The following is a 19,549-nucleotide window of genomic DNA, read 5'->3' as shown; positions in this document are numbered from 1 at the left end:
CATGTCCCGAATCGTCCCCCGCGCCATACCGGCCGACACCCAGGAACAATTGCTGCGCCAGGGCTTGAGCCCGCTGATGGCGCGGCTTTACGCCGCGCGCGGCATCTGCGACTGCGCCGAGCTGGATTACGGCCTCAAGGCCTTGCTGCCCTATCAGGATCTGAAAAATATCCAGCCGATGGCCAGCCGGCTGGCCGACGCCGTCGCCGCCGGTCAGCGCCTGCTGGTGGTGGCCGACTACGACGCCGACGGCGCCACCGCCTGCGCGGTGGCGGTCAAGGGCCTGTCCATGCTGGGCGCGCGCGTGGATTTCATCGTGCCCAATCGCTTTGAATACGGTTATGGCCTGACGCCGGAAATCGTTGAGCTGGCCGCGCGTCAGAACCCGGACATCATCGTCACCGTCGACAACGGCATCGCCAGCGTCGACGGCGTGCTCGCCGCCAAGGCGCGCGGCATCGAGGTGCTGGTCACCGATCACCACCTGCCCGGCGATGTGCTGCCTGAGGCGCTGATCGTCAATCCGAATCAGCCCGGCTGCGAATTCCCGTCCAAGAACCTGGCCGGCGTCGGCGTGATGTTCTACGTACTGCTGGCCTTGCGCGCCGAAATGCGCCGGCGCGGCGTGTTCGATGAGCGCGGCCAGCCCAATCTGGGCGAGTTGCTGGACTATGTGGCGCTGGGCACGGTGGCCGACGTGGTGCGGTTGGACCAGAACAACCGCACCCTGGTGGAAAACGGCCTCAAGCGCATGCGCGCCGGCCGCATGACGCCGGGCATCGCCGCGCTGTTCCGCGTCGCCGGCCGCGCCCATTACAAGGCGAATACCTTCGACCTCGGCTTCACGCTGGGCCCGCGGCTGAACGCCGCCGGCCGCCTGGACGACATGAGCCTGGGCATCGCCTGCCTGCTGGCCGCCAACGAGGAGCAGGCGATGCGGCTGGCGCAGCAGCTGGACCAGCTCAACCGCGAACGGCGCAGCATAGAGCACGGCATGCAGGACGAGGCGCTGGCGGCGCTGTCCGGCATCGACGCCGACAACCGCTATACGCTGAGCCTGTTCCGCGACGATTGGCATCAGGGCGTGGTCGGCATCGTCGCCTCGCGGCTGAAAGAGCGTTTCCACCGCCCGGCCATTGTGTTCGCGCCCGGCGACGACGGCGAAATCAAGGGCTCGGGCCGCTCGATTCCCGGCTTCCATCTGCGCGACGCGCTGGATCTGGTGTTCAAGCGCCATCCCGGCCTGATCCTCAAGTTCGGCGGCCACGCGATGGCGGCCGGCCTGAGCCTGCGGCAAGCGCGTTTCGACGAATTCCAGCGCGCCTTCGAGGCGGTTGCGCGCGAACTGCTGGAAGAGCGCCATCTGACCCGTACCATAGAAACCGATGGCAGCCTGGCGCCGCGCGAACTGAACCTGGTCTTCGCCGAACAATTGGCGGCCGAGGTCTGGGGCCAGGGCTTCCCGGTGCCGTATTTCCACGACCGCTTCGCGGTGATGAGCCAGCGCGTGGTCGGCGACAAGCATCTGAAGCTGCGGCTGGCGCGTGACGGCGAGGAGTTCGACGCCATGCTGTTCAACCAGGTGGAGTGGCTGCCGGACAATGTCGACGCGGTCTACCAGCTGATCGCCAATGAGTGGCAGGGCCGCAAGGAGCTGCAAGTGTATTTGCAGCATTGGACGGCGGTGTGAGCCTGCGGGCGGATTCGCGCTTATTGGTGCTGACCGGTGGTCCGGGCGCCGGCAAGAGCGCCTTGCTGGAAGCCTTGCGCGCCGCCGGACATTCGGTGATGGACGAGGCTGGCCGCGCCATCATCCAAGATCAGGCGCTGATAGGCGGGCGCGCCTTGCCTTGGGTGGACCCCTGTGCCTTTGCCGAGGCGATGCTGGGCTGGGAACTGCGCAGCCTGCGGCTGGCGGCGGGCTTGCCCGGTCCGGTGTTCTTTGATCGCGGCCTGCCCGATGTGTTGGGCTATCTCGACTTGCAGGGCTTGCCGATACCCGCGCATATGCAAGCCGCCGCCGAGCGTTTTCCCTATCATCGCCATGTGTTCTTGCTGCCGCCGTGGCGCGAGATTTTCGTGCAGGACCAGGAGCGCAAGCAGAGTTTCGCCGAGGCGGAGCGTACTTGCGCCGCGATGGAGCGGACCTATCGGCGTCTGGGTTATCACATCATCGAAGTGCCGCCGGCACCCTTGGAGCAACGGCTGCGCTTCATCATCGAACAGTCGCTGCCGGGCCGCGGGATGCGGGCCGGCCAGTTTGAGGTCACGTAATGGAAATGTTGGTGATCGGCTTGTTGCTGGGGCTGCTGGCCGCCGGCGCGGCCGCGGCCTTGCTGCGCGGCCGTCTCGCAAGGCAGGCTGCGGAGCTGCAGGCACAGCAGGAAATGACGCGCCTGCAATTGGATGAATGCCGGCAGCGGGAACGGGCCGCGCTGGCTCAAGCGCAGCAACAAGGGCAGCAGTTGGGCGATATCCAGACCCAGTTGGGCGCTTATGTGGCGCGCGCTCAGCGCGTGCCGGAACTGGAGCGGCAGGCGCAGGAGCGGGATAGGCAGTTGGGCCAGTTGCAGGCGGAGTTGCGCCGTGTCGGCGCGCTGCTGGCCGCTAGCGAAGAGCAGGGCAAGATGTTGGCCGCGCTGCAGGGGCGGGCGCAGACGCAGGGCGAGGAAATCACCCGGCTCACCGCGCGCGAGCAGGAATTGACGACCTTGCTGGAGCAGGAGCGCGGCCAGAACGCTGAAAAACTGGAGCTGCTGCGCGAGGCGCGCGAAAGCATGGCGGCGCAGTTCAAGGCGCTGGCCGGCGACATCCTGGAGGAGAAGGCCAAGCGTTTCACCGAGCAAAACCAGCAGAACCTGGATCACCTGCTCAGCCCCTTGCAGCAGCGCTTGCAGGATTTCGGCAAGCTGGTGCAGGACAGTTATGAAAAAGACAGCCAGGGGCGCTTGTCGCTGGAGGCGGAGCTCAAGCGCCTGCAAGAGCTCAATAGCCGGCTGGGCGACGACGCGGCGGCGCTGACCAATGCCTTGACCGGCGCCAGCAGCAAGGCGCAGGGCACCTGGGGCGAGATGGTGCTGGAACGGGTGCTGGAGACTTCCGGCCTGCACAAGGACCGCGAATACCGGGTGCAGGTGTCCGATGTGGTGGCCGGCGAGGACGGCGTCCGCCGCTATCAGCCCGACGTGGTGATAGACCTGCCGGAAGGCAAGCAGCTGGTGGTGGATTCCAAGGTGTCGCTGAACGCCTATGTGCGCTATACCGCCGCCGAGGACGAGGCCGAGCGCGCGGCGGAAATGAAAGCCCACGTCGCGGCCATCCGCGCCCATATCCGCACCTTGTCGGAAAAGCGTTACCAGGACCTGTACCGCTTGAACACCCTGGACTTCGTGTTCATGTTCATCCCGGTGGAGCCGGCCTATCTGTTGGCGGTGCAGCAGGACATGAGCCTGTTCAGCGAGGCTTTCGAGCGCCGCATCATGATAGTCGGTCCCAGCACCCTGCTGGCGACGCTGCGCACCGTGGCCAGCATCTGGCGCTATGAATACCAGAACCAGAACGCGCAGGAGATCGCGCGCCAGGGCGGCGCCTTGTACGACAAATTCGTCGGCTTTGCCGGCAATCTGGAGAAACTGGGCAAGCAGCTGGACAATGCGCGCGACAGCTTCGGCGACGCGATGAAACAGCTATCCAGCGGCCGCGGCAACCTGGTGGCCAGCGCCGAGCGCCTGCGCAAACTGGGGGTGCGCAATAACAAGCAATTGCAACAGCATCTTAAACTCGGCGCCGAGGAAGAGCCGGGCGAAGACGAGGTCGGCGAACCGCTTCCGGACTGACGGAAGTCAGTTGGAGATGACCGTTTCGTGATAGAATACAGGCTGTCATTACTTAATGCTGGCCGCCCTGCGGCGGGCGCGTGAATGCACCCGCAATCGCAGGGCGGCCTGTTCATCCTTACGAATCAAGAAACTATGACCGATAACCTGTTCGCCAAGGAAACCATCCCCATCAGCCTCGAAGAGGAGATGCGCCGCTCTTATCTGGATTACGCGATGAGCGTGATCGTGGGCCGCGCCTTGCCTGATGTGCGCGATGGCCTGAAGCCGGTGCACCGTCGGGTGCTGTACGCCATGCACGAGCTGTCCAACGACTGGAACCGCGCGTACAAGAAATCGGCGCGTATCGTTGGCGATGTGATCGGTAAATACCACCCGCACGGCGACACCGCGGTGTACGACACCATCGTGCGCATGGCGCAGGATTTCTCGCTGCGCTACCCCTTGGTGGACGGTCAGGGCAACTTCGGTTCGGTGGACGGCGACAACGCCGCCGCGATGCGTTACACCGAAATCCGCATGGCGCGCATCGCCCATGAACTGCTGGCCGACATCGAGAAGGAAACCGTGGACTTCGGTCCCAACTACGACGGCTCCGAACACGAGCCGCTGATCCTGCCGGCCAAGATCCCCAATCTGCTGATCAACGGCTCCTCCGGCATTGCCGTGGGCATGGCCACCAATATTCCGCCGCACAATCTGAACGAGGTGGTGGACGCCTGCCTGGCCTTGCTGGCCAATAGCGATCTGACCATAGACGAGCTGATCGATATCATCCCGGCGCCTGATTTTCCCACCGCCGGCATCATCTACGGCACCGCCGGCGTCAAGGAAGGCTACCGCACCGGCCGCGGCCGCGTGATCATGCGCGCGCGCGTTCATTTCGAAGACATCGGCAAGGGCGACCGCCAGGCCATCATCGTCGACGAGATCCCGTACCAGGTGAACAAGGCGCGGCTGCTGGAACGCATCGGCGAACTGGTGCGCGACAAGCAGATCGAGGGCATCTCCGACCTGCGCGACGAGTCCGACAAGTCCGGCATGCGCGTGGTGATCGAGCTCAAGCGCGGCGAAATGCCGGAAGTGGTGCTCAATCACCTGTACAAGCTGACCCAGCTGCAGGACAGCTTCGGCATCAATATGGTGGCGCTGGTCGACGGCCAGCCGCGCTTGTTGAACCTGAAGCAGATCCTGGTGGAATTCCTGCGTCACCGCCGCGAAGTGGTGACCCGCCGCACCATCTTCGAACTGCGCAAGGCGCGCGAGCGTGGCCACATCCTGGAAGGCCTGGCCGTCGCGCTGTCCAACGTCGACGAAATCATCGCGCTGATCAAGGCGTCGGAAACTCCGCCGCAGGCCAAGATCGCGCTGATGGAGCGCGAATGGCGTTCGCCGCTGGTCGAGGAAATGCTGTCGCGCGTGGATCAGGACAAGGCGCGTCCGGACGGCTTGGCCGAAGAATTCGGCCTCAAGGCCAATGGCTACCGCCTGTCCGACGCCCAGGCCCAAGCCATCCTGGAAATGCGCCTGCAGCGCCTGACCGGCCTGGAGCAAGACAAGATCGTCGCCGAATACCGCGACATCATGGCGGTGATTCTGGACTTGCTGGACATCCTGGCCAAGCCGGAACGCATCAACCAGATCATCAGCGACGAACTGTCCGCCATCCGCGCCCAGTTCGGCGACGCGCGCCGCTCCGAGATCGAGCCCTTCGGCGGCGACATCAATATCGAGGACTTGATCACCCCGCAAGACATGGTGGTGACCATCTCCCATACCGGCTACATCAAGGCCCAGCCGATCGACGACTACAGCGCCCAGCGCCGTGGCGGCCGCGGCAAGCAGGCGGCGGCCACCAAGGACGATGACTTCATCGACACCTTGTTCGTGGCCAATACCCACGATTTCGTGCTGTGCTTCTCCAGCCGCGGCCGCTGCTACTGGCGCAAGGTCTACGACCTGCCGCAGGGTGGTCGTCAGAGCCGCGGCAAGCCCATGGTCAATGTGCTGCCGCTGGAAGAGGGCGAGAAGATCAACGCGCTGCTGCCGGTCAAGGAATTCCGCGACGACCAGTACGTGTTCATGGCCACCGCCGACGGCACCGTGAAGAAGACGCCGTTGCGCGCCTTCTCCAAGCCGCGCGCGGCCGGCATCATCGCCATCAACCTGGACGAAGGCAATTATTTGATCGGCGTGGCGCTGACCTGCGGCAAGAGCGTGGCTGGCCAGGGCGACGAGGATGACGAGGCCATCGTGGAGGAAGACATCGCGGTCGAAGGCGAACTGATCGAGGATGGCCTGCCGGTCGAGGGCGATCAGGTGATGTTGTTCTCCGACGCCGGCAAATCGGTGCGCTTCAGCGAAAGCCAGGTGCGGCCGATGGGACGCACTTCCAGAGGCGTGCGCGGCATGAAGCTGGGCGAGGGTCAGAAGCTGATCTCCCTGCTGGTGACCAACTCCGAAGACCAGATGGTGCTGACCGCCAGCAACGGCGGCTACGGCAAGCGTACCCGCACCGGCGATTTCCGCCTGACCAGCCGCGGCACCCAGGGCGTGATCGCGATGGACCTGACCGACAAGACTGGCTTCAAGCTGGTGGCGGCCAGCCTGGTGGAAGAAACCGACGACGTGATGCTGATCACCACCGGCGGCGTGCTGATCCGCACCAAGGTGGCGGAAGTGCGCGAAACCGGCCGCTCCGCCCAGGGCGTGCGCCTGATCAATCTGGACGAAGGCGAGCAGCTGATCGGCCTGGAAAAAGTGGCGGAAGGCGATAGCGACGACGAGGCGGAAGCCTTGGATGGCGAAGGCGAGGATGCCGCGAACGAGGGCGGCGAGGCATGATTCCGACGCCGGCCAATCAGCAGGTGCTGGAGGCGATGAGCCAGCTCTTCGTCTCCTTCCCGCACTGCGTCACCCTCGGCATCGAGTATGTCGGCACCGAGGGCCGCAAGGTAACGCTGAAGGCGAACTGGCGCGAAGACCTGGTGGGCAATCCGGTCACCGGCATCCTGCACGGCGGCGTGATCACCTCCTTGGTGGACACCTGCAGCGCGGTGGCGGTGACCGCTCATCTGCCGGAGATGGAAACCATCGCCACGCTGGACTTGCGCATCGACTACCTGAAGGCGGCCACGCCGGGCAAGCCCATTTTCTGTCGGGCGGAATGCTATCGTCTGGCCAGCCAGATCGCCTTCACCCGCGCGGTGTGCTATCACGAGTCGCCCAGCGATCCGATCGCCCACGGCGTCGCCACCTTCATGCGCGAATCCAGCCGCACCCCGATGTTGCCGGAGGCCGCCGCATGAGCCAGTTCATGGAGCGCTTCAACGCGCTGCGCGATCAGAAAGCCTATGCGCAAATCGTCGACGAGCTGCCCTATATCAAGCTGATGGGGGTGGAGTTGAGCGAGGACGAGGCCGGCGAACTGCTGTTCCAGCTGCCCTTTGCCGAGCGCAATGTCGGTAATACCGCTTTGCCGGCGCTGCATGGCGGGCTGATCGGCGGCTTTCTGGAAAGCGCGGCGATGCTGCACCTGATGTGGAGCCGGGAATCGCTGGAGACGCCGAAGATCGTCGATTTTTCGCTGGACTACCTGCGGCCGGGTCGACCGCAAACCCTGTACGCCAAGTGCGAGATCACCAAGCAGGGCAAGCGGGTGGCCAATGTGCTGATCGAAGCCTGGCAAGAAGACCGGCGAAAGCCGGTCGCGGTGGCGAGAGCCCACTTCCTGCTTAGTCAATAAGCTATAACAAAGGCCCGGCGCTTCGCGATCGGGCCTTGTCGCATCTCAAGGCCCGAATCTCCGCCGGCGCGGGTGCCGAGGGCCGTCAACGCAAATAGAGGATGAACATGGCCAAAGTGTACAACTTCTCCGCCGGCCCCGCCGTGCTGCCGCACCAGGTGCTGGCGGAAGCGCAAAGCGAAATGCTGGACTGGCACGGCTCCGGCATGTGCGTGATGGAAATGAGCCATCGCGGCAAGGAGTTCATGGAAATCATCCACGACGCCGAGCACGATCTGCGCGAGCTGATGCAAATCCCCGCCAACTACAAGGTGCTATTCCTGCAAGGCGGCGCCTCGCTGCAGTTTTCCCAGGTGCCGCTGAACCTGTTGGGCGAGCGCGACAGCATAGACATCGTCAACACTGGCCACTGGTCCAAGCTGGCGATCAAGGAAGCGCGCCGCTACGCCAAGGTGAACGTGGCGGCCAGCAGCGAGGACCGCAACTTCGCCTATGTGCCGGACGAAGCCGGCTGGCAGCGCGATCCCAAGGCGGCCTATCTGCACTACACCTCCAACGAGACCATAGGCGGCCTGCAATTCCCCTTCGTGCCGCAAAGCCTGCCGGAGGTGCCGCTGGTTTGCGACATGTCCTCGGACTTCCTGTCGCGCGAAGTGGACGTCAGCCAGTTCGGCCTGATCTACGCCGGCGCGCAGAAGAATATCGGCCCGTCCGGCCTGGTGGTGCTGATCGTGCGCGAAGACTTGCTGGGCAAGGCGCGCGCCGACCTGCCCACCATGCTCAACTACCAGGTCCACGCCGACGCCGACTCGATGTACAACACGCCGCCGACCTTCCCGATCTATATCTCCGGCCTGGTATTCAAATGGCTGAAGGAGCAGGGCGGGGTCAAGGCCATCGCCACCCGCAACGAGGAAAAGGCCGGCCTGCTCAACCATGTGATCGAATCCAGCGGCGGTTTCTATCACACCCATATCGACGCGCCGTTCCGCTCGCGCATGAACGTGGTGTTCCGGCTCAAGGAAGAAGGGCTGGAAGAAACCTTCCTGCTGGAGGCGCGCAAGAACGGCCTGATCCAGTTGAAAGGACATCGCGCGGTCGGCGGCATCCGCGCGTCCATTTACAACGCGATGCCGATCGAGGGCGTCAAGTCCTTGGCCAACTTCATGCAGGACTTCGCGCGCATGCATGGCTGAGCCGTCGCCGCGCCGTTCCAGCCCGCCTGCCGGCGGGCTTTTTCATGGCGCTGGCGAACGAAGCCACCGTGCCGGGGTCTACCCCCTTCGCCGCCGGCCGGATGCCGGCGGCGTTGAAAACAGGAGTTTGCACAATGAAATCGCTATTGTTCGCCGCGCTGGCCTTGAGCGGCGCGGCCGCCATCGCCAAACCGCTGAGCTTGCCGGAGATTCCGGCCGGCCAGCGCCAGGTCGTCAACTATGTCTGCGCCGACGGCGCCAAGCTTAAGGTCAAGTATTACAACGCCAAGAACGGTCAGAGCTTTGCGGTGTTGCCTATCGCCGGCAAGACCCTGTTGTTGAGCAATGTGGTGTCCGGCTCCGGCGCCAAATACGCGGCCGAGCAATACAGCTGGTGGACCAAGGGGCCGGAAGGCACGCTGCGCGATGAGATCGCCGATAAGGTGTTGCTGGGCGATTGCAAGGAAAGCCGACGTTAAATGTCGGACGCCGCCGCGCGCACGGCGTCCAGCTCCGGCCGCTGCAGAAACTCCTGCAGCGGCATGGGCTTGGCAAACAGATAACCTTGCAACCAGCCCACGCCCAGCCGGCTCAAATAGGCGCGTTGCGCCTCGGTCTCCACGCCCTCCGCCACGATTTGCAATTCCAGCTTGTGCGCCAGTTCCGCCACGCTGTCCACGATGTGACTGGATGGCGCGTCCGCGCCTATGCTGGCGGTGAAGCTCTTGTCTATCTTGATGCCGTCCAGCGGCAGCTGCTGCAGATACACCAGGCTGGAATGCCCGGTGCCGAAATCGTCTATCGCTATCATCACGCCCAGCTCCCGCAAGCGCTGCAGCCGCGCGCAGGCTTCCGGCGTCGGCTCCACCATCTCTCTCTCGGTCAGCTCCAACACCAGATTCAGGCCGCCAGGCGGGAAATGGGCGAGGAACTGCCGGCAGTCGTCCAATAGCGCGTCGTCGCGCAAATGGGCTGCGGTGATATTGATGCCCAGATGGAACTGCGGCGGCAAGCCGGCCCGGCCCAGGGCGCGCGCCAGCTGATGCATCATCCGCCGCGTCATCGGCACGATCATGCCGCAGTCCTCGGCGCGCGGAATGAACAGGTCCGGCCGGATCAGCCCATCGCGCGGGTGACGCCAGCGCATCAGCGCCTCGGCTCCGTGCCAGGCCAGTCCGTCGGCGCGCACCACCGGCTGTAGAAAGGCTTCGAATTCGCCATTGTCCAGCGCGCGCTGCAGCTCAACGGTGGGCGAGGCCGGCCGGTTCAACTGCCATTGCAGCGCCGCGGCCAGCACCAGGCCCAGCGCCGCCATGCTGAAAAACACCAGCTCATAGCTGCTGCCGAGCTGGCGATACAGATCGCGGCGGCTAAAGCCGGTGATCACGCTATAGGGGTAGTGGGCGGACTGCTGTTCTATCGTCACCAGGTCGAAACGGGGGCTGGGGCCGGCGTGGACCGCGTGATCGGGGCCGATCCAGTTCCGCCCCACCTGCATATAGACCGGGCCATGATCGCTGGCCATGTCCAGGCTGAACTGCAAATGAATACCGTCGATGGCGATGAGCACGGCGATTTCTTTGGGGCGTTTGCGGTAGATGATCAGCGGCCGTCCCGGCGTCAGCGCGTTGCCGGGCAGCAGCAGCAGGTTCTGGCCCGGCCGCGCCGGCTCCGGTGGCGAGGTTTGCTGATGGTAGACGCCGAACAGCGAAGAACAATAGAGGACGCCATTGCGCTCCAGCGTCACGCTGCGGATGAAGGGCACCACAGTCACCTGGCGGCGCAACTCTTGCTCGATCGCCCCGCAGGTCCGGCCGGTGAGCGGGAGCACCTTGTCAGCGGCCTGCTCGGCATAGCCCAGCATCATGTCCAGCATGTTTTCCGCCTGGTCGGCCTGGATGATGGCTTGCTGGCGCAGGCGCTGGCTTTCCTGCCAATAGACGATGGGGGTGATTACCAGCAGGGGCAGCACGGCGGCGACGAAAACCAGCAGCCCGCGGCTGATGCGGGCGGGCAAGGGGCGGCGGCGGGCAATCATGGCGCGGGCGAGGGAGTTGGCATGGTTCATGATATACGAGGGGGTGCCCGCTTGCCCGCGAGCTTAGTCCGCCGCCGCTTCCGGCTGCGATAGATGCACCAGGCTGAGCAGGATGAAGCCGATGAAGGCATAGGCCTTCATTTGGCCGTTCCATTGATTGGCCCACATCGCGAAATATTCACCGCCTATCACCGCGAAGCCGGTATACCAGACCAGCAGCGCCGGAATGCAGCCCAGCGTGAACCAGGTCTTGCCGCGCAGATAGGCGTCCTCGCGGCCGCATAGCGCGCCGCGCAGCATCTGGCCGCCGCCCCAGGCGCACAGCAGGCCGAACAGCAGCTCGCCGGCGATGATGGCCAGGTAGGCGGCCTGCTGCCAGCCGGGATCGGTGATGGCGCGGCTCTTCAGCGCCTGGCCGCCGAACCAGGGCTCCATGCTGTCCATCGCCAACACGTGGCGGACGAACTGCCAATTGCTATCGTAGTCCAGCATATTGCCGCTGGCGGCCAGCAGGCCGAACAGGGCGATGGACAGGGCGAGCAGGCTTTTGAAGCACTGTTGGGCGCGGCGCAAGCTTGGTTTGGGCATGGTTTCTCCTTTGGATGGGGGTTGTGGAGCGGGGAATTGTGCCAGCGCGGAGCCGGGCTGTGAATGGCGGAGCGGCGCGCGCAAAAAGCCCCGCCGAAGCGGGGCTGAGGGATGGCGCGCGGGCAGGGTTCAGAACCAGCCGCCGTAACGCTTGATATAAATGGTCTTCACCGTCTGGGCCAGCGTCATGTAGCCGAGCATGGTGGCGAGCAACCACCAGAAGTAGCTGCTGTCCAGCTTGACGAAGCCTATGCTGTCCGCCAGCGGCGAGAACGGCAGGTAGCAGCCGATGAGGATGGCCAGCGTGGTGGACAGCAGGACCGGCAGCGAGGCGGTGCTTTGCAGGAAGGGGATCTTGCGCGTGCGCAGCATGTGCACCACCAGGGTTTGCGACACCAGGCTTTCGATGAACCAGCCGGAGTGCATGATGTCGGCGCCGCCGCTGCTGATGCCCTGGGCCTGGCCGGCGTAGTAGGCGGCTCCGGCGCCGAACACCGTCCACATCAGCGCATAGGTGGTGATGTCGAACACCGAGGAAGTGGGCCCAATCCACAGCATGAAGCGCTTGATGTTGTCGGCTTCCCATTTGCGCGGTTTTTTCAGGAACTCGGGATCCATCTTGTCCCAGGGCAGCACCATCTGCGATACATCGTAGATCAGGTTCAGGATCAGCAGATGCATCGCCAGCATCGGCTCCCACGGCAGCCAGGCCGAAGCCACCAGTACCGAGAACACATTGCCGAAGTTGGAACTGGCGGTCATGTTCAGGTACTTCAGGATGTTGCCGAAGGTTTCGCGCCCCTTGATCACGCCTTCTTCCAGCACCATCAGGCTCTTTTCCAGCAGGATGATGTCGGCGGTTTCCTTGGCGATGTCGGCGCCGCTGTCCACCGAGATGCCGACGTCGGCGTCGCGCAGCGCCGGCGCGTCGTTGATGCCGTCGCCCAGGAAGCCGACGGTGTGGCCGTTGGCCTGCAGGGCCTTGACCACGCGCGATTTCTGCAGCGGAGTCAGCTTGGCGAAGATGGTGGTGTGCTTGACCGCGCTGCACAGCGCCACATCGTCCATCTGGTCGATGTCCTTGCCCACCAGCGGCACGCCGGGGCTGAGGCCCACTTCGCGGCATACCTTGGCGGTGATGATGGGGTTGTCGCCGGTCAGCACCTTGACCGCCACGCCGTATTCCTTCAGCGCGCGGATGGCCGGCGCCGCGGAGTCCTTGGGCGGGTCGAGGAAGGTCAGGAAGCCGCGCACCACCAACTGGGCTTCGTCATTGGTCTTGTAATTGCGCTTGGCTTCTTCCGCCGGAATGTCGCGGGTGGCGACCAGCAGCACGCGGTAGCCCTCGGCGTTGTAGTCCTGGCTGCGCTTGAGCAGGGCGGCCCGATCTTCCTCGCTCAGCGGCTTCACTTGCTCGCCGTCCTGCACATGGCTGGAGACGGCCAGCATTTCTTCCACCGCGCCTTTGGAAATCAGCAACTGGCGGCCACGCTGGTTTTCCACGATCACCGACAGCCGGCGGCGCACGAAGTCGAACGGCATTTCGTCCACCTTGCTATAGCCGCTGGGCTTGACGCGGCTGCCCAGCTCATCGGCGTGCTCCACCACGGCAATATCCATCAGGTTCTTCATGCCGCTCTGGTGGAAGCTGTTCAGCCAGGCCAGTTGCAGCACGCCCTCGTCCTTGAGCCCATGGATATTGTAATGGTGTTCCAGGATGATCTTGTCCTGGGTCAGGGTGCCGGTCTTGTCGGTGCACAGCACATCCATCGCGCCGAAGTTCTGCACCGAATTCAGACGCTTGACCACCACCTTGCGCCGCGCCATCGCCACCGCGCCCTTGGCCAGGTTGGCGGACACGATCATCGGCAGCATTTCCGGGGTCAAGCCCACGGCCACCGCCAGCGCGAAGGTCAGGGCGGACATCCAGTCGCCCTTGGTCAGGCCGTTGATCATGAACACCACCGGCACCATCACCAGCATGAAGCGGATCAGCAGCCAGGACACGCTGTTGACGCCGCGGTCGAAGCTGGTTTCCACCCGCTTGTGGCTGACCACATTGCGCGCCAGCGAGCCGAAATAGGTGTCGGTACCGGTGGCCACCACGATGGCGGAAGCCTTGCCGCTGACCACATTGGTGCCCATGAAGCAGATATTGGGCAGGTCAAGCAGGTCCAGCAGCTCGGCGTCGCCGTTGATCTGGCCATTGGCGGACTTTTCGGCCACCGAGCCCAGGGTGTCGTACTTCTCCACCGGCAAGGCCTCGCCGGTCAGCACCGCCTGGCTGATGAACAGATCGCGGGATTCGATCAGCTTGATGTCGGCCGGAATCATGTCGCCGGCCTGCAGGTGCACGATGTCACCGGTCACCAGCTCGCTCATCGCGATTTCCTGGCGGATCGGGCTGCTGCCGTTGGCCGGGCGCCGCTGCACGGTGGCGGTGTTGCGCACCAGCGATTTCAGCTTTTCCGCCGCCTTGGCGGAGCGGAACTCCTGCCAGAAGCGCAGCAGGCCGCTGATGCTGATCATGGTCACCAGGATGATGATGCCGGTCCATTCCTGTTCGCCCGGCTGGGCGAAGTAAACGTCGGTGAAGTAGTTGATGGCGGCCAGCACCATCAGCACGATGACAAAGGGGTTGTTGAAGGCCTGCGCCAGCTGGATCAGCGGGTGCGGGGCCTTGTCGTGGGCCACTTCGTTGGCGCCGAACTGGGCGTAGCGCTGATGCGCTTCCGCCATGGTCAGGCCGTCGAGATGGCCGCGCACATGTTGCAGGGTTTCTTCTACGGAGCTTTCGGCTTCCTGTACCGCGCGGATGGCCGGTTTTTCCTGTTTCGCGCCAGGGGTGGCGACATAGCCTTTCAGCTTGTGCCGGCTGGTGGTGTGTTTCGTCATTTCATGTCTCCTGCGCGGGGCCCGGCGCAGCATCGGTCTTCGCCGGGTCAGGCGGGACGGATGTCTGGCGGGCGCAGCGCAGCGGGTGTCGCGGATATTCTGGTTTGGAAGTGGGCGCCCGCCTGCCTTGTTGTCGGTGTGTGCAGGGCGGGCGGTAGCGGGTAACTGTCGTCGGTCATGCGGTGTTTCCTTTGTAAATTGGATGGAGAGAGGGAGTTGAATCGGCGACCGCCCGCGGCTCAGCCCAGGGCCAGCGGCCGCACGGTGTTGGACCACTCCGGGCGGCTGTGCCCGGGCAGGATGTCCAGTCGCACCCGGGTCAGCGGCAGATTGCCCAGCCGCTGCATGACGGCTTCCAGAAAGTGCATGGAAGCATCGCCGCGGGAGCGGAATTCGGTGGCCAGCATCCAGTTGGCCGGCTCGCCGGAGGCGTGGCATTCGCCGGCGAGCAGGGTTTCGTTCCAGCTGGACACTTTCAAGCCGTGTCCCTGCGCGGCGCTGCGGATTTCCCTGCGCACGGATTTGACCGCCTGCGTGGGGCAGATGACCGACAGCTGGTAGCGCTGCGGCCGGATGTTGTGGCGGATGATGTCGTTCATGGCGATCTCCTGGCGATGGACGTCCGCGGCGTGCGGACGTGCCGCCCCCTGCCTTGCGGCATGCAATAACAGGGCTTGGTTTGACGGAGGCGAGGCGCGCGCGCCGCTCACGCCGCCGTCAGGCGGCGGAGATCAGGCGGGGCGGGCGGCCTCGGGTCTGCAAGATCGAGGTTCCGGTTCTTCAGACATGGCTGGCCTTTATTGGAGGATGGATTCGAATGCTTCAGGCGCTGATGGCCCAGCGTCGGGCCGGCGAGCGGGGTTCCGACTTGCGGCGACCCCAACGCACGCGATGGATTTCCGGCATCTTGCTCAGGCGCAAGGCCATTTCATTGAAGGCTTTGCGCAGAGCGGGCGGGCATTCCAGCTTCACGCTCAGGCAGGCTTGCCCGGCACTGGCCGCGGGCGTGATGGTGACTTGGGTCGCCGCCAGGCCCAGCATGTGCATTTCCCAGAACAATTGCTTGCGCAGCGCGGTAATCACCGGGATGTCGCATGTCACGTTCAGGTGGCAGCTGGTTTCGTTTTGGCGTTTGGCTGGATTGCGGACAAGGTAATTAAATAACCAAGCCAGTTTATTCGGGCGCATATTTCACTCCCTCATTTTCTATTTGAAAATGCGACAGGCAGCATTATTCTCTTCTGTGTTTTATAGACGCAGAAATGAAAATAAATCCAATGGTCGTTTGCGATGGTCGGTGGCGGCTAATTGGCCAGTCCCGCTGTCGCAATAAGGGAGAGGCTCAGATCAGCAATTCGCCATGGGCCGGCACGGTCGCGGTTCAGGGTCTTCAATCAACATCAGAACCTCCTGCTGGCGGGCAGCGTTTGCGATTTAAAGTGGCGCCGGGGCATCCCCGGGCGGCGGTTATCAGGCGACCGGTGGCCGCCAAGTGAGCGTTCAGTGCGCCAGATTGGCCCGCTGGGCCAATAGAAAGGCGCGGTTGGGCACGCGCGGGCGTTGCGCATGGCGCGCCCAGTGCACCCGATTGACCTGCGGCAGCTGACAGAAATGAGCCGCCAGCTGGTTCAGGCTGCGGCTGGCCGCGTCAGGGCAGGCGAACAGCACGCTCAGACAGGCCAGTTCATTGTCGCCGGCGGTCAAGGCGATGCGTTCCACCTCCAAGCCGTGTGCATGCAGCTGCTTGGCGGCTTGCACGCGCAGCATGGTCAGATCGGCGTGCACGCAGAAAATATTCAATTGGTAAACGGCGGCTGGCGCGGCGATTTTGCCCGGGCGCAGCAGGTTTGCCAGTTTGGCGATCAAGCGCATGGTATTCCCCCCGTTGCGATGCAAGGAGGACGCGACGAAATCCGAAGGCAAACGCCGTAAAGGGGCGGTCAAGCGCGATCAGGCGGATAAGACGCCCGCGTGGCGCGAGTCTGGCGATGTCTGGGTTGGCCCTTGGGCCTGGGGTCCGGATGCTTCCGGCGGCTTGATCAGGCGTGCCGCTGTTGAGTCTTAATCCGGATGTTTAGACACCACACCCTGTCATTGCAGGATGTGGCAGAGAAGAGAGTCTGCTAAATCCTGCAAGACGGCGTTGCGATACAAGATCGACTACTTCCGTCGTTGTCCACGATGAACCTTTGCAGTATTTAAGATGCTGGGATTATAGGGGGCTTTTTGGTGCTAGGCAATCCTGAATCAAACTTTTTTGTGCTTTTGTGTGCGCCGCAACACTAAATAAGCGACGAGCATGAGGAATCAAAATGGGCGGGCCTTATTTCATGCTGGCGTGGCGCGATTTTATTGACGTGGTTTGATATAGGCGGCAATTGCCAGAGGTTCAATCCGCGCCATAAGCGTAAGGTCCGCCTTGTTCCAGCGCGGCCCGGTAGGCCGGGCGCGCGTGGATGCGGCAGAGGAAGTCCAGCGCGCGAGGGTGCTCGGCGTTCAAGACGCCGCGCGCGCGCGCCGCTTCCAGCGGAAAGCTCATCTGGATGTCGGCGGCGCTGAAGGCGGCGCCGGCGAACCAGCCGGTGCGCGCCAGCTGCCGGTCGGCATGAGCCAGCAGCTGCGTCAGCAGCGGTTGCAGATAAGCACCGCGGACGCCGGCGGCCAGCTTGCGTGCCAGCGGGCGCAGCCACCAGGGCACCGGCGGCTGTTCCAGCCGCGACAGTACCAGGCTCATCACCAGCGGCGGCATCAGCGAGCCTTCCGCATGGTGCAGCCAGAAGCGGTAGTCGTGGCTTTCCGGCGTGCCGGCGGCGGGCTTGAGCCGGCCGGAGCCATAGCTGTCCACCAGGTATTCGATGATGGCGCCGGATTCCGCCAGCGTCAGCTCGCCGTCGCAGATTACCGGGGATTTGCCGAGTGGATGCACCGCCTTCAGTTCGGGCGGCGCGAGCAGGGTGACCGGGTCGCGCTGGTAGTGCTGCACCCGGTAATGCAGGTTCAGTTCTTCCAATAACCACAGCACGCGCTGCGAGCGCGAATTATTCAGATGATGGACGATGATCATGGGCGGGTTTCCAGGGCTAGATGGGCAAGCGGCTGCCGGCCTTGATCTCGCGCAGCGCCAGGCTGGAATGAATAGCGTGCAGGCCGGGCGTCTTGCGCAGCACGGTTTCGATGAAGTCGCTGTAGGCATCCAGGCTGGGCGCGACCACTTGCAGCAGGTAGTCGGCGTCGCCGGTGATCTTGTGACAGGACAGCACCTCCGGGCGTTCCTGCATCTGCAGCTCGAAGCGGTTGGGCGCATCGTCGGCGTGCTCGCCGAAGCTGAGCCGCACGAAGGCCAGCACATCGTAGCCCAGCTTGCGGCGGTCCAGATTGGCTTGATAGTCCTTGATATAGCCGGCTTCCTCCAGGCGCTTCAGCCGCCGCCAGCACGGCGTGACGCTGAGGGATAGCCGCTCCGCCAGCTTGGGGTTGGACAGGGAGCCATCTTGCTGCAGCAAGCGCAGCAGTGTTTTATCGGTATCATCCAGCGGGGTTTTGAGTCTATTCATGCTCAATCATCGCTTTTTAAGAGTCTATTCTTGCTCCAGATTAGCGCTATGGGAGGCGTAAAAGCAAAACTATTGCCATGGCCTGGGCGCATACTTTCGCTATCGCGATTAAAGGGAGGGTGGAGAATGCTGACGATTTACAGCGATGCGCATCATTTGCATCACGGTTGCGAACTGAAGGACGGGGTGTTGATGCCCTGTTTCGAGCAACCGGGGCGCGCGGACACCATTCTGGCGCGGGTGCGGGCGATGGGATTGGGGCCGGTGGCGGCGCCGGGCGAGTATGACAGCGCGCGCTATGCGCGGGTGCACAGCGCGCGCTATGTGCGTTTTCTGGAGCAAGCCTGGGACGAGTGGGCGGCCACCGGCCGCAGTCACGACGCCTTGCCGCTGATCTGGCCGGTGCGCGACCTGCGCAGCGATATCGAGCCGGAGTTCATTGACGGCAAGCTGGGTTTCTACGCGATGGACGCTGGCGTGGCGATCACCGCCGGCACTTGGCGCGCGGTCAGCGCCAGCGCCAACCTGGCATTGACCGGCATGGACGCCTTGCTGGCCGGAGAGAGCAGCGCTTTCGCGTTGTGCCGTCCGCCCGGCCATCATGCGGCGGCCGAGTATATGGGTGGCTATTGCTATCTGAACAATGCCGCGATCGCGGTGCAGTCCTGCCTGGACGGCGGCGCGCGCCGGGTGGCGCTGCTGGACGTGGATTACCACCATGGCAATGGCGGGCAGAGCATTTTTTACCAGCGCGACGATGTGATGTTCCTGTCCCTGCATGGCGATCCCAAATCTTCCTATCCATATTTTTCCGGCCATCGCGACGAGGCGGGCGCCGGCGCCGGCCTGGGCTTCAATCATAATTACCCGCTGCCGCATGGCACTGGCTGGCCGGCCTATGGCGAGGCCTTGCGCCACGCCTGCGGGAGAGTAGCCGCCTATGCGCCGGACGCGCTGGTGGTGTCATTGGGGGTGGACACCTTCAAGGAAGACCCGATCAGCCAGTTCCGCCTGGAGAGCGAGGACTTCCTGCGCCTGGGCGAAACCCTGGGTGGCCTGGGCTTGCCCACGCTATTCGTGATGGAGGGTGGTTATATGGTGGACGATATCGGCGTCAATGCGGTCAATGTGCTGATGGGTTTTGAAGGGAGAGCCGGCGGAATTTGATCTGGATCAGTCCGGGCGCGGAAAATCGCCGTGCCCAACGGTCAGCTCACCGCGCTTGTATAAAAAATGTAAAGAGCATAGAGTGGCGGGTGTAAAATTGCTTACACCCGACAACTTCAGAGTTATTTCTCATGAAAAGCGGCCATCCTGATTCCGCAGATCGAAGTCACAGCGCTGTTTACCAGCATTTTTCTCCTCAGTTGCCGCTGGCTGACGCCAAGCGCCACTTCAAATGGCGGCCCAGCGCGCGCCAGGAGGAGGCTTTGCTGCATGCGGCGCTGATTGCCTGTATCGCCTTGGTGGCCTTGTTCGCCTTTTTGCGCCACTGAGCGCCGCCGCGCGCCAATCGATATTTCTGATCCGCCGTGTTGAAAGTTTGAGCATGAGTTGGACGGCGCGCGCCGCTCTCGCGGCGGAGCGACGGATCACAAACCTCTTCTAAGAGCCTGTTCAAAGTCTGCTGCGCTTCGTGAGACGTGGCAGGGTGAGTACGGCTTCGAAATGCTCATTTCTCAGCGGTTTTCGCCTTG

General features: G+C 63.6%; 18 protein-coding genes. 10 read left to right on the top strand and 8 right to left on the bottom strand.

Features of this window, described 5'->3' with window-relative positions:
* Position 1 precedes the first annotated feature (1 nt).
* The 8 genes from recJ to LQT98_RS18555 all read left to right on the top strand — a co-directional run bounded on the left by recJ (position 2) and on the right by LQT98_RS18555 (position 9,256).
* Positions 2-1,690, top strand: coding sequence for a single-stranded-DNA-specific exonuclease RecJ (recJ, locus tag LQT98_RS18590; RefSeq protein WP_231464206.1), 1,689 nt, complete (start codon positions 2-4; stop codon positions 1,688-1,690).
* Positions 1,687-2,274 carry an AAA family ATPase gene (locus tag LQT98_RS18585; RefSeq protein WP_231464204.1) on the top strand — a complete coding sequence of 196 codons (588 nt, stop codon included), beginning with the start codon at positions 1,687-1,689 and terminating at the stop codon, positions 2,272-2,274. Before recJ ends, LQT98_RS18585 begins: the two co-directional genes overlap by 4 nt.
* On the top strand, positions 2,274-3,836 hold the full coding sequence (gene rmuC, locus LQT98_RS18580; protein ID WP_231464202.1) for a DNA recombination protein RmuC: 1,563 nt from the start codon (positions 2,274-2,276) through the stop codon (positions 3,834-3,836). The genes LQT98_RS18585 and rmuC overlap by 1 nt, the downstream gene beginning before the upstream one ends.
* Positions 3,837-3,971: 135 nt before the next feature.
* A complete protein-coding gene (gene gyrA, locus LQT98_RS18575) occupies positions 3,972-6,680 on the top strand; it encodes a DNA gyrase subunit A (RefSeq protein WP_231464200.1) in 2,709 nt (902 codons plus the stop codon).
* The gene (locus tag LQT98_RS18570) at positions 6,677-7,144 is read left to right on the top strand and encodes a PaaI family thioesterase (protein ID WP_231464198.1); all 468 of its coding nucleotides are present in this window, start codon (positions 6,677-6,679) and stop codon (positions 7,142-7,144) included. The genes gyrA and LQT98_RS18570 overlap by 4 nt, the downstream gene beginning before the upstream one ends.
* Complete coding sequence (locus tag LQT98_RS18565) at positions 7,141-7,581, top strand: PaaI family thioesterase (RefSeq protein WP_048410999.1); 441 nt, start codon at positions 7,141-7,143, stop codon at positions 7,579-7,581. Before LQT98_RS18570 ends, LQT98_RS18565 begins: the two co-directional genes overlap by 4 nt.
* 107 nt (positions 7,582-7,688) lie before the next feature.
* Positions 7,689-8,777: a 3-phosphoserine/phosphohydroxythreonine transaminase gene (gene serC / locus LQT98_RS18560; RefSeq protein ID WP_048411115.1), complete on the top strand. Its 1,089-nt coding sequence runs from the start codon at positions 7,689-7,691 to the stop codon at positions 8,775-8,777.
* Positions 8,778-8,911: 134 nt separating this feature from the next.
* Positions 8,912-9,256 carry an MliC family protein gene (locus tag LQT98_RS18555; protein WP_231464196.1) on the top strand — a complete coding sequence of 115 codons (345 nt, stop codon included), beginning with the start codon at positions 8,912-8,914 and terminating at the stop codon, positions 9,254-9,256.
* Here the strand turns inward: LQT98_RS18555 and LQT98_RS18550 are convergent.
* From LQT98_RS18550 to LQT98_RS18515, 8 genes are all read right to left on the bottom strand, one after another.
* Positions 9,253-10,845: an EAL domain-containing protein gene (locus LQT98_RS18550; RefSeq protein WP_231464194.1), complete on the bottom strand. Its 1,593-nt coding sequence runs from the start codon at positions 10,843-10,845 to the stop codon at positions 9,253-9,255. The two genes, LQT98_RS18555 and LQT98_RS18550, sit on opposite strands and share 4 nt — an antisense overlap.
* A gap of 33 nt (positions 10,846-10,878) precedes the next feature.
* Positions 10,879-11,403: a DUF2165 family protein gene (locus LQT98_RS18545; protein ID WP_231464192.1), complete on the bottom strand. Its 525-nt coding sequence runs from the start codon at positions 11,401-11,403 to the stop codon at positions 10,879-10,881.
* 129 nt (positions 11,404-11,532) lie between these two features.
* Positions 11,533-14,298: a magnesium-translocating P-type ATPase gene (gene mgtA / locus LQT98_RS18540; RefSeq protein ID WP_231464190.1), complete on the bottom strand. Its 2,766-nt coding sequence runs from the start codon at positions 14,296-14,298 to the stop codon at positions 11,533-11,535.
* A 239-nt stretch (positions 14,299-14,537) separates the two neighbouring features.
* On the bottom strand, positions 14,538-14,897 hold the full coding sequence (locus LQT98_RS18535; protein WP_231464188.1) for a hypothetical protein: 360 nt from the start codon (positions 14,895-14,897) through the stop codon (positions 14,538-14,540).
* Positions 14,898-15,120: 223 nt separating this feature from the next.
* Entirely contained in the window at positions 15,121-15,486 is a 366-nt protein-coding gene (locus LQT98_RS18530; protein ID WP_231464187.1) for a hypothetical protein, read from the bottom strand.
* A 312-nt stretch (positions 15,487-15,798) separates the two neighbouring features.
* Positions 15,799-16,170, bottom strand: coding sequence for a hypothetical protein (locus LQT98_RS18525; protein ID WP_231464184.1), 372 nt, complete (start codon positions 16,168-16,170; stop codon positions 15,799-15,801).
* Positions 16,171-16,687: 517 nt separating this feature from the next.
* Positions 16,688-17,362 (bottom strand): glutathione S-transferase family protein, encoded by a 675-nt coding sequence (locus tag LQT98_RS18520; RefSeq protein ID WP_048410992.1) that lies wholly within the window; start codon positions 17,360-17,362, stop codon positions 16,688-16,690.
* 16 nt (positions 17,363-17,378) lie between these two features.
* Positions 17,379-17,852: an Lrp/AsnC family transcriptional regulator gene (locus LQT98_RS18515; protein WP_231464183.1), complete on the bottom strand. Its 474-nt coding sequence runs from the start codon at positions 17,850-17,852 to the stop codon at positions 17,379-17,381.
* Positions 17,853-17,978: 126 nt separating this feature from the next.
* Between LQT98_RS18515 and LQT98_RS18510 the strand changes: the two genes are divergently transcribed.
* Together LQT98_RS18510 and LQT98_RS24060 are read left to right on the top strand one after the other, a co-directional pair.
* The gene (locus tag LQT98_RS18510) at positions 17,979-19,019 is read left to right on the top strand and encodes a histone deacetylase family protein (protein WP_231464181.1); all 1,041 of its coding nucleotides are present in this window, start codon (positions 17,979-17,981) and stop codon (positions 19,017-19,019) included.
* 200 nt (positions 19,020-19,219) lie between these two features.
* Positions 19,220-19,348, top strand: a complete 129-nt coding sequence (locus tag LQT98_RS24060) for a hypothetical protein (protein WP_255360819.1) — start codon at positions 19,220-19,222, stop codon at positions 19,346-19,348.
* Positions 19,349-19,549 lie beyond the last annotated feature (201 nt).

The organism is Chromobacterium aquaticum, from assembly GCF_021129195.1.
Classification (GTDB): domain Bacteria; phylum Pseudomonadota; class Gammaproteobacteria; order Burkholderiales; family Chromobacteriaceae; genus Chromobacterium; species Chromobacterium aquaticum.
This window is presented reverse-complemented; position numbering and strand designations above follow the sequence as displayed.